This window comes from Planctomycetia bacterium, assembly GCA_034440135.1.
GTDB lineage: Bacteria > Planctomycetota > Planctomycetia > Pirellulales > JALHLM01 > JALHLM01.
On the sequence record JAWXBP010000379.1, the window covers coordinates 23,079 to 36,337 of the forward strand.

General features: G+C 60.9%; 12 protein-coding genes and 1 riboswitch. Of the genes, 3 read left to right on the plus strand and 9 right to left on the minus strand.

The genetic code is table 11. The features are described from left to right. Window positions 1-77: 77 nt before the first annotated feature. The 9 genes from SGJ19_22500 to SGJ19_22540 all read right to left on the minus strand — a co-directional run bounded on the left by SGJ19_22500 (window position 78) and on the right by SGJ19_22540 (window position 7,727). On the minus strand, window positions 78-1,754 hold the full coding sequence (locus tag SGJ19_22500) for a pilus assembly protein N-terminal domain-containing protein (protein MDZ4783026.1): 1,677 nt from the start codon (window positions 1,752-1,754) through the stop codon (window positions 78-80). A 109-nt stretch (window positions 1,755-1,863) separates the two neighbouring features. Further along, on the minus strand, window positions 1,864-2,913 hold the full coding sequence (gene cpaB / locus SGJ19_22505) for a Flp pilus assembly protein CpaB (GenBank protein MDZ4783027.1): 1,050 nt from the start codon (window positions 2,911-2,913) through the stop codon (window positions 1,864-1,866). Window positions 2,914-3,004: 91 nt separating this feature from the next. Next, window positions 3,005-3,514 carry a TadE/TadG family type IV pilus assembly protein gene (locus SGJ19_22510; protein ID MDZ4783028.1) on the minus strand — a complete coding sequence of 170 codons (510 nt, stop codon included), beginning with the start codon at window positions 3,512-3,514 and terminating at the stop codon, window positions 3,005-3,007. Continuing rightward, a complete protein-coding gene (locus tag SGJ19_22515; protein ID MDZ4783029.1) occupies window positions 3,511-4,092 on the minus strand; it encodes a prepilin peptidase in 582 nt (193 codons plus the stop codon). The genes SGJ19_22510 and SGJ19_22515 overlap by 4 nt, the downstream gene beginning before the upstream one ends. A gap of 230 nt (window positions 4,093-4,322) precedes the next feature. After that, a complete protein-coding gene (locus SGJ19_22520) occupies window positions 4,323-4,499 on the minus strand; it encodes a Flp family type IVb pilin (protein MDZ4783030.1) in 177 nt (58 codons plus the stop codon). A gap of 142 nt (window positions 4,500-4,641) precedes the next feature. Continuing rightward, the gene (locus tag SGJ19_22525) at window positions 4,642-4,818 is read right to left on the minus strand and encodes a Flp family type IVb pilin (GenBank protein MDZ4783031.1); all 177 of its coding nucleotides are present in this window, start codon (window positions 4,816-4,818) and stop codon (window positions 4,642-4,644) included. Window positions 4,819-5,052: 234 nt separating this feature from the next. Beyond that, window positions 5,053-5,130, minus strand: a riboswitch (cyclic di-GMP riboswitch). 398 nt (window positions 5,131-5,528) lie between these two features. Beyond that, the gene (locus SGJ19_22530; GenBank protein ID MDZ4783032.1) at window positions 5,529-6,317 is read right to left on the minus strand and encodes a class I SAM-dependent methyltransferase; all 789 of its coding nucleotides are present in this window, start codon (window positions 6,315-6,317) and stop codon (window positions 5,529-5,531) included. A gap of 81 nt (window positions 6,318-6,398) precedes the next feature. Then, entirely contained in the window at window positions 6,399-6,851 is a 453-nt protein-coding gene (locus tag SGJ19_22535) for an aspartyl/asparaginyl beta-hydroxylase domain-containing protein (GenBank protein MDZ4783033.1), read from the minus strand. Window positions 6,852-7,067: 216 nt separating this feature from the next. Beyond that, complete coding sequence (locus tag SGJ19_22540) at window positions 7,068-7,727, minus strand: acetyltransferase (GenBank protein MDZ4783034.1); 660 nt, start codon at window positions 7,725-7,727, stop codon at window positions 7,068-7,070. Between the two features lie 183 nt (window positions 7,728-7,910). Here SGJ19_22540 and SGJ19_22545 point away from each other — a divergent pair, with 183 nt between their 5' ends. From SGJ19_22545 to SGJ19_22555, 3 genes are all read left to right on the plus strand, one after another. Further along, a complete protein-coding gene (locus SGJ19_22545) occupies window positions 7,911-9,479 on the plus strand; it encodes a transglutaminase-like domain-containing protein (GenBank protein MDZ4783035.1) in 1,569 nt (522 codons plus the stop codon). A 31-nt stretch (window positions 9,480-9,510) separates the two neighbouring features. Continuing rightward, entirely contained in the window at window positions 9,511-10,332 is an 822-nt protein-coding gene (locus SGJ19_22550) for a hypothetical protein (protein ID MDZ4783036.1), read from the plus strand. A 101-nt stretch (window positions 10,333-10,433) separates the two neighbouring features. Continuing rightward, on the plus strand, window positions 10,434-13,157 hold the full coding sequence (locus SGJ19_22555; protein MDZ4783037.1) for a bifunctional YncE family protein/alkaline phosphatase family protein: 2,724 nt from the start codon (window positions 10,434-10,436) through the stop codon (window positions 13,155-13,157). The last annotated feature ends 102 nt before the right edge of the window (window positions 13,158-13,259 follow it).

Sequence of the window (13,259 nt, forward strand, 5' to 3'; positions counted from 1 at the left end):
ACGCCCAACCACCAACGAAAGCGGCGGGCCATTGAGGCCCGCCGCGCGTGTGTGGCACTTCGTGGCAGCCTGTGTTGCTACTCTACTACATCGTAGCCAATGGGGCCGACCAATCCGGGACGTTGACCCGCCGAGGCCTGCGCCGGTCGGCCGGGTTGAACTTGCACTCCCTGCGGATTGGACTGCCTGGGCCGACTTTGCTGGCGGCGAGCCACCGGAACCGTAGCTGGCACGCGGCGACGGGCGTCGCCGGAGCCCGGTTGCATCGCCGGATTTGGTTGCTGCGTGCCCGGGGCCACCGTCTCGCTCTGGATCAGGCCTTCCCCCTCGCTGCCAGCGCCAGGATACGGCGAACCGTCCGGGCAGCACTTCGGCACTTCGATGTGGTTCTTCATGTAGTACTGCCAATCGGTCGGCAGCGTCGTCATGGTGCCTGGACCGCACGGCGGGACCTCTTCGCAGTTCATTGGCTCAACGAGTTGCGGAGTGACCAGGATCAGCAACTCGATTTCATTAATTTGCTCAGTTTTGCGACTGAACGCCACGCCGACGTACGGGAGGTCGGCAAGAAAAGGAACGCCACGGTGCAGTGCTTCGCTCCGCTGCTGGATAAGCCCGGCGATCGCGAGCGTCTGTCCAGGCCTCATTTCGACACCGGTGTCAACCTCTCGAGATTTCAGCGCAGGGACATTGGAGCCTTGCGTCACGACGCTGAGCGTCGGGTCGATTTCCGTAATCTTGGGGCGGACTTCAAGTCGGATGAGGCCATTTCCTAGCACGATCGGTACGAAGTCCATCTGGGTTCCATACTTCTTATACTCGATCGAGACGGTCCCCAAGCTTTGTGGCACCAGGATCGGGAACTCACCGCCCGAGTTGAACGAGGCTGCGCGACCACTGACCGTGACGAGCGTCGGATCGCTGACCAATCTCGCAACGTTCTTCCTTTGCAGGGCCTCGATAACGCCGAAGAAGGCGCTGTTGCCGTCCACAACGCCGAAAGCGGCAGTTGCGCTCGGACCGGCCAGAATTGAGGCGCTACCCGACTGGCCTTGCACGATTCCGGCCGTGCCCGGTAGCGCGAATGCGGACATCAGACCGCCCACGCCGGAAGCTAAGAAGTCATCACCGTTGACCGCAGCCCAGTCAATCCCCAAGTTTCTGGCCTTCGTACGTGAGACCTCCATTACCTTGACGTGCAACATCACCTGCTGGACGCCGCCCACGCTGATGTTGTTGATGACCTGCGGATAATAGTTCTTGGCCATCTCGGTAATGTGCTCGACCTGGCCCAATTCATCCACGTAGCCGGAGATGACGACGCTGTTGTTGGCCAGAGGGAACACCTTCAACGACGCATTCGGGAACTGCGATTGCAACAGGTATTGCAGTTCCTGCGAGTCGCCGAACACGATCAGGTCGATCGTGTGCAGTTTGTTGTCTTCGTCCCAGAGGTTGACCTGCGTGACGCCCGCCTTCTTGGCGAACAGTTGCACCTGAGTTTCGCTCAAGGGCTCCACGCCGACCACGTCAGGGTTGTTGACCTGGACCTGGGGAATCTTCGCCCCCAAGGTCAAGATGCGGCTAGTGTTGACCACCAGTTCGAGCCGCTCGTTAGCGGCTTCGATTTTATGCACGATGCTCTGGCGTCCCAATTGCTGGGCATTCGCCAGGTCGATGTGACTGATCGTCAGGGCGACGGTCAGCAGCGCCAAGCGCGGGGCGAGGCTTCGCCCAGGGGAACGTGGGAACATCCGTGTAGTCCTTGCACTGTCCGTAGTGAGTAAGGTCTCTGTCCGTGACTATGCCCGGGGCGCGATCTGTCCATGAACCTCGCGGTTCATCGCGCCCCAGGGTGTTCTTTTAGTTGATCTGGTCAAACTCCGGATCGATGTCGGCGGCCGGATCGAACGGCGGTTCGGGTTCCGGTTCGTTCTGCGGCGGATCCACGCTGGGAATCACGCCCGGATCGGCTTGAGCCGGCATCGAAGTGTCGGTTGGCGCGGCCCCGTCGAGGCGCACACCGTCCTGAAACTGTACTTGCCGCGGCGCTTCGCCGCCAACCAGCACCAGCATGTTCCAAATATTCGCGGGCACGACTGCCACTGGCTCAGCAGCCGGCGCCGGCTCGGTGTTGAGCAAACTCAACAACCCGCCTCCCTTGTCTTCGGTCGGCTTCTTGCCTGAACCAAAATTCAAAAGGTCCGGAATGGAGACAATGGTGTTCTCCGACTCGGTTTTATCGTCCGGCCCCCGCAAAGTCAGCCGAATCTTGCCAAGTTCCGCGGCCAGCATCACCCGCTTGGCCTGGTCAGGTTCCACGAGCAGCGAAACCGTCTTCGCGGCGATGGTCCCTTCTTCGCCCGTGGCCTGATCGCCGTCGAAGATTTCATTCACGGCGAACACCTTGGCACTTTGCAGCACCGTGGCGGTCATCGTCTCATTGGCGCCCAAACCGGGATTGCGGCGGATGAAGACCTGCACGTCGACGGTGTCGCCGGGCAGGACCAATTTCGAAATCCCCGTCACGTCGTCCACCTTGAGGCTGACGACTTGATACCCGGGCGGAATCTGGCGGCTCGCGCCCAGCGCCGGATCGTCCGGCGAAAAGAGCTTCGTTTCGAGGATCGGCTCGCCGGTGTAGAACTTGGTCTTCGCCGAACGTTCGGCGATTTGTTCCGGCTTGGTGACGGCGCCCTTGGGCACCTTGTCTTTGGGCCAATCTTCGAGTTTGAGGTCCTCGATCTTCAACGTCTCACGCGAAGGAATGTCCTTCATCGCGACGTAGATGGCCTGAGTTTCGGTCGGCGCGGATTGCTGACCGCGATTCGCCATCACTTGATTGATGCCGATCGCGGCCACAAGGCCGCAGCCCAATGCGAGCGCCAACAGCACTAACGACTTCGAACGCATGGGCCCCCCCTTGCGAAAATCTTCGTCGAGGAATCTCTCGGTAATCGAGCGGCGTCCGACTCAGGTCGGGCGCCCCCGCCAGTCATTCGTGTCACTGCACGCGTTCCACGCGCATCACGGTGCTAGCGGTGAGGTCTTCTCCCCCTAAGAAAATTGGCGATGGGAGCCAACTTACTCCACTAAATGGCACGGTGACGGTAACAGTGATACTTTCGCCATAACCAGCAGCCGCCGGATCGGGATCGCAGACGACCGTGGCGCCGTCGATGGTCGTGAGCCTTTCCGCTACAGCGGAATCGACTTCCGACGCCGACGATCCTTCCAGCACCGCGACGCGAGCTCCTTCGCGCGAAGCGTTGGTGAGCATCTGCTGCACCATCAAGGCGCGGCCGAACTCAATCATGCCAAGCACCATGGCAACGAACACCGGCGCCACGACCGCAAACTCCACCACTGCCGCGCCTCGTCGTTTTCTTCGGCATTTTCGGCAGGGTTTCTCCAGTGTGAAATCGCCCGTTCCCCGGGCCTGGTCCGCGGTGGCTTCAACAGAGTCTAAGACAAGCCGCGGCAAGGACTTCAGTTGTTCATGGGTGTCGTTCATAGCAGCATTCCAAACCAGGCGAAGTAAACAATCGTGCCGATGGCGATCGGAATGCCATACGGCAACAGCAGCATCGAACTCTTGCGATCGGCGGCGATCGTCGCCAGTTGTTCCGGATTGCGGATCGTCCACACCTCGGCGAGGATCGACCAGAACTGGGCATGGTGATGCCCCCACTTGCGGCGAACCAGCACCATCCCGACGGCGATCACGGCGCCGATCAGGGCCGAGAGCGCAAAGGCAAAACACAGGTCTTGAATTCCCGTCTCTCCCGCGCCAATCCAGGCGCCGACGCCGGCCAGCAACTTCACGTCCCCGGCGCCCATGCCACCGATGGCATAGAGCGGCAGCAACAGTGCAAGTCCCACAACCGTGCCGACCAGGCTCCATCCGAGCCCTTCCCAGCCGTACGCCCAGGTGCAGTACACCCAGCCGGACAGAATCATAGGAAAGGTGATGTAGTTGGGCACCTTGAGTTTCCAACCGTCGATAACGGCGGCCACGATCAAGGTGATCGTCACCACCCAAATGCTCCAGTTTTCGGCGAAGGCTTCGGCGAGGAGGCGGGGCTCAAACATCTCACAACCTCAAGGCATGCTTAGGGGAATCAAACAGCGACGTTCGCAGCCGCTAGGCCGCGCCATCGGGGAAGGATGGCGTGGCGCAGTGGCTGGCGTCGTCATGGCAAGCGTATGTCAAAAAACCCCCCAAGGAGTCCGTTCCCTGGACTCCGTGGGGGTTTTTTCTTAACCGAGCTTGCCCAGCCGGCGCCATCCCGACGACCGGCACAACGGGGCCTGGTGCGTTATTACGGAGCCAACTCGGCGGCGACGCTCTCGAACGTGGTGTTCGCGTTCGTGCCGATCGAGTTAATGGCCGTCAAGCAGACGATGATAATCAGGGCCAACATCACGGCGTATTCAACCGCGGTCGGGCCGTCTTCCGAAACCAAAAAACGTTGAACCTTCAAGGCGAAGTTCTGCATGGTATTCCCCGGTGTCATGTCTGTGATTGGCGACCCCGCGGCACGCTACGACGCGCGTCGCGAAACGTAGGTCGCCGCAGTGAGCGGCAGTCGCCGCCGCGGACCAAACGTCCGCGGCGAGCGACGGGCCAGTATGCGACGATTACGGAGCCAACTCGGCGGCGACGCTCTCGAACGTGGTGTTCGCGTTCGTACCGATCGAGTTAATGGCCGTCAAACAGACGATGATAATCAGGGCCAACATGACCGCGTATTCAACCGCGGTGGGGCCGTCTTCCGAGACCAAGAAACGTTGCACCTTCGAAGCGAAGTTCTTCATGACATTCTCCAGTCGATTGAGGCGACCCCGCGGAAATCAACGATGTACACCGCGAGAAATAGGTCGCCGCGTTGAATAGGTTGGATTGATGTCGATGCGACGTCGGCTCGCGCCGCCGTTGGCCTGCCACGCATCCACGGCCAATCCAAGAAAAGATCCAACTCCTCGCCTCACTTCGCTCGCAGCCTAACAAGAAAATTCACCAACCGTCTTGCGACAATTGATCAACATCCCTTCGGCAACCGGGCGTCCGACGTGAATCGGCCCCTGGCTTTGCGTCCCGGCCTTACGACCGGTTTGCCCTTATCGAGGACATTGAGGCGACAGGCCCCGTCGACACTGCCCTAATCCCGGACTCGCTCGGCGGAGAATTCCGCCCTCAACTTTTGATTGCGAGTCCGGGCCGGCTGGCGTCAGGAACGAAGGCCGCTTTCGCAACCCCCGGTCCCTCGCGTTAGGCCACCTTGCGGGAGCCTTTCGCGGACACTCAAAACTAGGTCGAGTCCGGACGAAGTCAAATTGCGAGCTTGAGAAAATCTTTGCGGAAGGCGGAAACTTTGCCGGCAGGGGGTCCGATTGTAACGGCACGGAAGGAGTTTGAAGTTTTCAGTGTTCAGTTTTCAGTGGGGAAGAAACAGTCCGCATGTTTCGGCCGAGCCGTTTGCTGACAAATACTGAAAACTGAACACTTCAAACTCCATTCCCAAACTTCAAACTCTTTCCGCCACCACAATCCAGCCATTCGCGCGGATGCGGCCGCAGAGCCATGGCAGCTTCAGAGGTCGATCGCGCGTCAATGCGAGCGGGACCATCTCCTTGATCCGCAAGCCCGCGAGGCGGAGGTCGCCGGTGAGTTCGCGGTGCGTGTAGAGATGTAAGAACATGTTCGGGATGCCACGATAGTCGAAGAACCGATCGCCCAGCTCTTCGTCGCGATTCCACATCCGGCGCACCAGGCTCCGCGCGATATGCGCGCGGCCCGCCGTGTCCATCAGGTTGAACCACCAATTGTGGACGTGCAACACTAACAACCCGCCGGGCTTGAGGATACGGCGCACCTGTTGAAGCACGCGTTGCCGGTGCATGCGACCGCGGACCATGCCGATCGTGCTGAACAACGACAAACAATAGTCGGCCGCGCCGTCGCGCAACCAATCCATCCGAGTCATGTCGGCTTGCACGCGCCAGATATCGAGTTGGTCGAGATCCGCTTTCTCCTCCACGACGCGTAACATTGGCTCGGAAAGATCGACGGCCAGACAACGGAACCCGCGCCGCGCGAGTCGCACAATGGCTCGTCCTGTCCCGCAGCCGAGATCGACCACGAGGCCTGGCCGCGTAAAGTGACGATCGATCACCTCGGCGTCGAACTCAAACAGGCTGTTGTAGGCGAAGAAGTCATCGTAGTCGTCGGCGATATGCTCGGCCTGGGAGTATTCCCACAACCCGCGCGTCATGCCGGGAGCAAGTTGCCAATCAGGAAGTGGATGAGAAGGCATGCGGAGGAGTTTGAAGTTTTCAGTGTTCAGATTTCAGTATTTGCCAACGGTCCCGCATCGCCAAAGTACTTCGCGAACTTGCTACGGCACAAAGTCGATCAGCAAGACGATCCGTTCCTTGTCCGTCAGGTTCCAGGCTTCGTGCTGGTAGCGGTCGTCGAAGATCATCACTTTTCCTGCACGCCAGGGCCGCGCTTCGGATTCGATCTTCAAGGCGCAATCACCGTCCGGCACAACGAGTCCCAAGTGGCAGCGGAGGAACTCGCCTTGATATCCTTGATGTGGATGAATCCGCGTCCCCGGCGCCAGGACTGAAAAGCCCGCCGCGCCGTGACGCGGAATGTGCTCGCGCACGATCTCCGCGGTGACCGGGCAGCGCTCCGCATGATCGTCGACCGCTTCGCCCAGCGGAAAATTAAAGATCGCAAACACCTGCCAACCTTGCTCGTACAGCTTGCGCTCATGCCAAGGAACCAGGGCGTCGCGAATGCCTCCATACTCCCGCAGAATCTCCTCCCAACGCCGCTCCAACACGGCGGCAAAGGCAAAAGCGGCAGGATCGTGGAAACAAGGCATTGTTGAGAACAACGAATTTCTAAATCTGAATGACGAATGAATGCCGAATGTCTGAATGACGAAAGGGCCCTTACAACTACAAGGTGCAAAGTGGCGAGTCGTTTGACCTATTAGACATTCGTCATGCGGGCTTGATTCGACATTCGGATTTCGAAATTCGACATTCCCTAAGCCCTAGATTCTCTTCAGCCGCGTGCTCGGCACGCGCGACGGCGTGCTCGCCTGTCCGCGGTAGATCTCAAAATCCTTCGTGTCTTTCGTAATGAGCGCGCCCGCTCCGATGATGTTGCCGCGGCCGAGTTTTGACCCCGGGGCGATCGTGGCGTTCAGGCCGACGAAAGTATTGTCCCCCACGACGCAGGATTCGCCGAACAGTGCGCAGACGACCCAACAGTGATCGCCGATCTGCGTGTGAAAGCCGATCCGCGTCGTGCTCCAGATAATCGAATCGCGCCCCACGCGCACGAACGGCTGCAGCGTGGCCCGTTCCATGATCATCGTATTCGGTTGCAGTACGAAATCCGGGGCGACGTCCGCTTTGGTGCTGACGAAGCTCACCAGTTCATAACCCGCCTGCTCGGCCGCGGCGACCTTGGCCTCGCGCTGCGAATTGAGCTGCTGATGCCCAACGGCGACGAACATCCCGTGACCGGCAGGCGGAAACTTGTCCGCCAACTCCTCGAACGGCACCACCGGCAGGCCAGCGAAGCTCGACGATTCCACGAACTGCCCATCGACCGTGAACGCCACGACACGGTGTGGACTGTCATGTGTAAAGTAGTAATGCGCGATCTCGGCGAAATTGCGCGTGCCGAAGATCACAATTTCGGACATGGAAATACAACCAGGCAATCAGACCGGCAACTGTGCTAGACAACGCCCATACTAGCCCGACGCGCCAGCGAGGGGGAGCCGATGCCGCTAGAAAGTTCGTGGCGTTCGACTCCAACGCTAGCGCCACGGCCCGGTATGTTCCGCGCCAGCGGCCGGGTATGGTAGGAGGCGGAGGAGGCTCGGATGAAATCGAAATGGCGGACTGTCGCGCTGCTCGGGCTTGGGCTCGTGTGGGGCTGCGCACCGGCGGCCGTGGCGCCCCAGGACGTGAACAGCCATGGCGACCAGAAAGTTGTGCCGCAAGGGAGCGGGTCACCGGAAGCCTTGGGCGTCGTCGCCGAGGACTATTGGGAAGCCGTCTACCTGCAGAAGAGCCAGATCGGTTTTGCGCACACGCAGCGCGAACGTATCGAGGATAACGGCCAGACACTTTGGCGAACCACCACGACGACGCACATCGAATTGCTGCGATTCGGCCAGCGTTCGACGCAAGAATCCACCATCGAGAGTGTTGAAACCGACGCCGGACAATTGCTGCGGTTCACCACCACGAGCGACCATGGCGCGGCGCTGGTGCGCAGTGAAGGCGGCGTGTCGAACCGTCAATTGACCATCAAGACGATCATTGGCGACCAGGAGACCGTGGCCTCCATCCCGTGGGCCGGTGGCAACGGCGGGTTCGACGCCGTGAACAAGAGCCTGCTGCGCGCGCCTTTGCAGGCCGGTGAGAATCGCAGCATCACCACGCTGGTGCCGGGGCTCGATCAACCCACGGGAGCGGTTGTCCAATTGATCGCCGGCGACTGGCAATCGACCGACCTGGCAGGATCCTCCGTCCAGTTATTGCGGATCGACGCCCAACACGAACTCGCCGGCGGCGCGATGATGAACGTCGTGGCCTGGATGAACGAGCGCGGCGAGATCGTGAAAACGGAGCCAGCGCCTGGCATGTTCACGGTGCGCACGTCGGCAGAATCGGCGCAGCGCATTCAACAAGGCGATACGCAGCCGGATATCGGCCGCGATCAAATGGTGCGGCTCGCAGCGCCGGCCGGCGATTTGCATCGCGCGAAACACGTGACCTATCGCGTTCGGCTCAATGATGGCGACCCGGTCGCGACGTTCCCTGCGCAGCGCTCACAACAGATCGCGGCAGCGGACGATCCCCACGTTGCGACGTTGACGGTCATCGCTTTGCGACCCGATCCGACGGCCGAGAAAGACCCGGCGCCGGCCGCGGCGTACTTGGCCGCAAATCCATTGGTGCAAAGCGACGACGCGCGCATTCGCACACTCGCGACGCAGGCCATCGGCGACGCCCGCAGCGACGTGGAGCAAGCCGCGGCGATCGAGAAATTCGTGCATGAGTACATTCAGGAAGTGAATTTCTCGCAGGCCTTCGGCACCGCAGTGGACGTCGCCGAAAGCCATCGCGGCGACTGCACGGAACACGCCGTATTATTGGCGGCATTGGCGCGGGCGTCCGGAATTCCAGCTCGCGTCGCTGTCGGCCTGGTCTACACGCACTCCGCGAAAAATGCCGGCTGCGCCTTTCACATGTGGGACGAGCTGTACGTCGCCGGGCAATGGATTCCCTACGACGCCACGCTCGGGCTGGGCGGCATCGGCGGCGGACATATTAAACTGAGCGACTCCCATCTCGCCGACGGTTCGGCGCTCGCCAGCTTCTTGCCGGTGATGCAAGTGATGGGGAGTCTGTCCATCGAAGTCGTCGCGACCGACGCACCGTAAGCAATCTCGCGTTACTACGCTGTCACACACCATGGAAATTCCCGCGCCAATCGTCGTGTTCGTGATTGGCGACGATCACCGCCCGGAATTTCGCGATATCCTGCCCACGTTGCGCGCTAACGCATTGGTGACAAACTACACGACTTTGGAACAGGCGCGCGAGGCTAACGGCGCTCCGGAACTTTGCGTATTTCTGCAATCGGTCCCGGGAGAATACGCGCCGCGCGACTTGGAATTGCTCCTGCTAAGTTGGCCACTGGCCCGGTTCCTAACGATCGCCGGACCGTTGTGCGAAGGCGAGCCACGCACCGGCGCCCCCTGGCCGGGTCAGCTTCGCGTCTACTGGCACGCCTTCCCCGGTTGGTGGAGGCTGCAACTCGCGCGACTCGCAGCTGGCGAATGTGCTGCCTGGCAACTTCCGCGCACCAGTCGGGAAGACGATGTGCTTCGCGGTGTAACGTCGTTCACGCCAAGCGCACTAGAGGGAACCATCGGCGTCGCTGCGGCGCACTCACGTGAGGCGGCGCGGTTGCTCGTCGATTCGCTGCGCAACGCCGGAATTGACGCCGTTCCGCTGAGTGCAGTCGACAATATCGCGGTCAGTGAGATCCTCGCCATTGTCTGGGACGACGATGCCCCCGGTGCCGCTTGGCGCGAACGATTCTCTAAACTCTGTACAGCATGGCCCGGGACGCCCACCGTCGCACTGTTAAACTTCCCTCGACCGGAGGATCGCCTTTTCGTGGAAGCAAACATGGCGAGCGGCGCAAGCGGCGCGATCATCGCCAAGCCGTTCGACTTCGACGCCGTGCTCGCCACGCTGGTCGCCGTCGCAGGAGCGCGCACTTCGTAAAGCGCATTGCGCGAATTGCTCACGAACTCGTCACAGCCGCAAGGTATATTCTGTCTACGGACTGGCTCCTTTCAGACCTCATTCCATTCGCAGGAATTCCCATGCGTCGCCCTCGCACTTTCATCTGTTTGGGCTGCTTCATCGGCGGATTGCTCGCCTGGTTGATCGTCGCCTTGACACTCGCGGTGGAGCCCCGCGCCGCGGCGGATGAAGTGGACGACGCCGTTGTCGGACCGCCGGCCGCGGACGGAAGTTTCGTCGTGGCCAGCGGGCAGTACGTCCGTCCCGCGGGGCAATCCTTGGCGTTCGGCGGCCGGCCGGTCGACCTCGTACTCTCGCCGGATGGCCGCACGCTGTATGCGAAAGACAACCGCGGACTGCTGGTGCTGAACACCGCCGACTGGACGCTGCGTCAAACACTTCCCTTTGGCGAAGCTGGCGGCTCGCTACACGGCATCGCTGTATCGCAAGATGGGAAACACGTGTATGCGACCGACGCGGCGCGGACCCTGTTCGAGGGCGCCGTCGGCGGCGACGGGCTGGTGACCTGGACGCACAGCATCGATCTGCCCGGGCCGGAACAAGATCCAGACAAGCGCGACGCGGCGGAGAACAACGCCTTCGGCTGCGGCATCGCATTGTCGACGGACGGCGCCACGGCTTACGTCTGTTTGTCCCGCAACAATACTTTGGGCGTGGTGAGCCTCGCGGAAGGCCGATTGATTCAAGAGATTCCGGTCGGCGTAGCGCCCTTCGACGTGGCGCTCAGCCCCGACGGCGCCACCGCCTATATCTCGAACTGGGGCGGACGCCGCGCGAAAACTGGGGAACGGACCGCGAAGTCGGCCGGCACCGACACCCTGATCGACGAACGCGGCGTGGCCTCCAGCGGCACCTTGGGAAAGATCGACTTGGAGCAAGGCGCCATGACGGCCGAAGTCGAAGTCGGCCTGCATCCCAGCGACTTGGAACTTGCGCACGACGGCGCGACGTTGTATGTGGCGAATGCGAATTCCGATACCGTGGCCTGCGTCTCCACTAACGACTTCAAGATCCTGGAAACGATCTCGACGCGACCGCTCGCGGAATTGCCGTTCGGTTCGATGCCGAACGCCATCGCACTTTCTCGCGACGGCCGGACGCTGTACGCGGCCAACGGCGGCAACAACGCCGTGGCCGTGATTCAACTTGCCGCCGCGCGCGGCGAAGCCAGCCGCTTACTCGGCTTCATCCCCACGGCCTGGTATCCCGGCGGCGTGGTCGTCGACGACACGCATCTGTACGTCGCGAACATCAAGGGAGAAGGTTCGCGCAACGAAGAGGAGCCGAACAAAGGTTGGAACAGCCACTGGCACCGCGGCACGATCACAAAATGTCCGCTGCCGTCCGCTGAGACATTGAAACAATACACGGAACAAGTCGTCGCGGACGCCCAGATTCCCGCCGTATTGCGGGCGTTGGAAAAGTCGCAAAGCAAAGTAGACGCTGTGCCAGTGCCAGCGAAGCAGGGCGAGCCGTCGGTGTTCGAGCACGTGATCTACGTCATCAAAGAGAACCGCACCTACGACCAGGTTTTCGGCGACTTTGCCCACACCAACGCCGATCCGTCGCTCTGCATCTTCGGTCGCGATGTCTCGCCGAATCACCACGCGATCGCCGAGCAGTTCGTGATTCTTGACAACTACTACTGCAACGGCGTCCTCTCCGCCGACGGGCACTCCTGGGCGACCGAAGGCAACGTCACCGACCATCTGGAAAAAGCCTTCGGCGGGTTCGCGCGGAGCTATACGTTCGGCGACGATCCGATCACCTATTCCTCGACAGGCTTCATCTGGGACAACGCACTGGGGCACGGGCTGTCGTTCCGCAACTATGGCGAATTCGACACCACCGAAACCGTGCCGAAGCAGGCCACGTTCCTGGAAATCTATCGCGACTACCAAAACAAGGCTGGCAAGATTCAGTTCCGCCACACGATCGGCATCGACCGGCTCCGGCAGTACAGCCATCCGGAATTTCAAGGTTGGAACATGAACATCAGCGACGTTCAGCGAATGGACGTCTTCCTCGAGGAATTCCGCAAGTTCGAGGAATCAGGCGCATTGCCCAATCTGATCATCATGACGTTGCCGCAGGATCACGGCTCCGGCATGTCGCCCGGCTCACCGACGCCGCGCGCACACATGGCGGACAACGACCTTGCGGTAGGGCGACTGGTCGAAGCCGTCTCGAAAAGCAAGTTCTGGCCGAAGACCTGCATCTTCATCAACGAGGATGATCCGCAGAACGGCTTCGATCACGTGGACGGACATCGTTCGATCTGCCTGGTCGTCAGCCCCTATACGAAGCGCGGCGAGGTGGTCAGCAAGTTCTACAATCAGACGTCCGTCATTCATACGATCGAGCGGATGCTCAGCCTGCCGCCGATGAATCAGATGGACGCCCTCGCGCCGCTGATGAGCGATTGCTTCGTCGCTGCGCCGGACTTGACTCCGTACGCTGTGCTGCCGAACAACATTCCGCTCGACGAGTTGAATCCGGCGATGGCGCAGCTCGGTCCGCAAGAAAGGCACTGGGCCGAGCTAAGCCTGAAACAGGACTTCACCAAGGTCGATCGCGCCGACGAAGATTCGCTGAACCGCATTATCTGGCACGCGGTCAAAGGAGTCGACGCGCCGTATCCGGCCGATTGGGCGGGTCCGCACGGTAAAGGGCTCGCCTCGCTGGGACTCTCCTTCGATCCAAACGCGGAAGACGAGGAAGAGGAAGAAGAGGAACGTGAGCGCGCCGAACGTGAAGCGGAAGGCGTAGCGGACGAGGACTAATTGGCCGTCCGCCGGCGGCACGATCGCTACGACCCGCGTTTATGCCAAGGCTTGGGAGCAAACTATAATTGTTGCGCCCCCAGGTATTTCAGATTCCTTGGC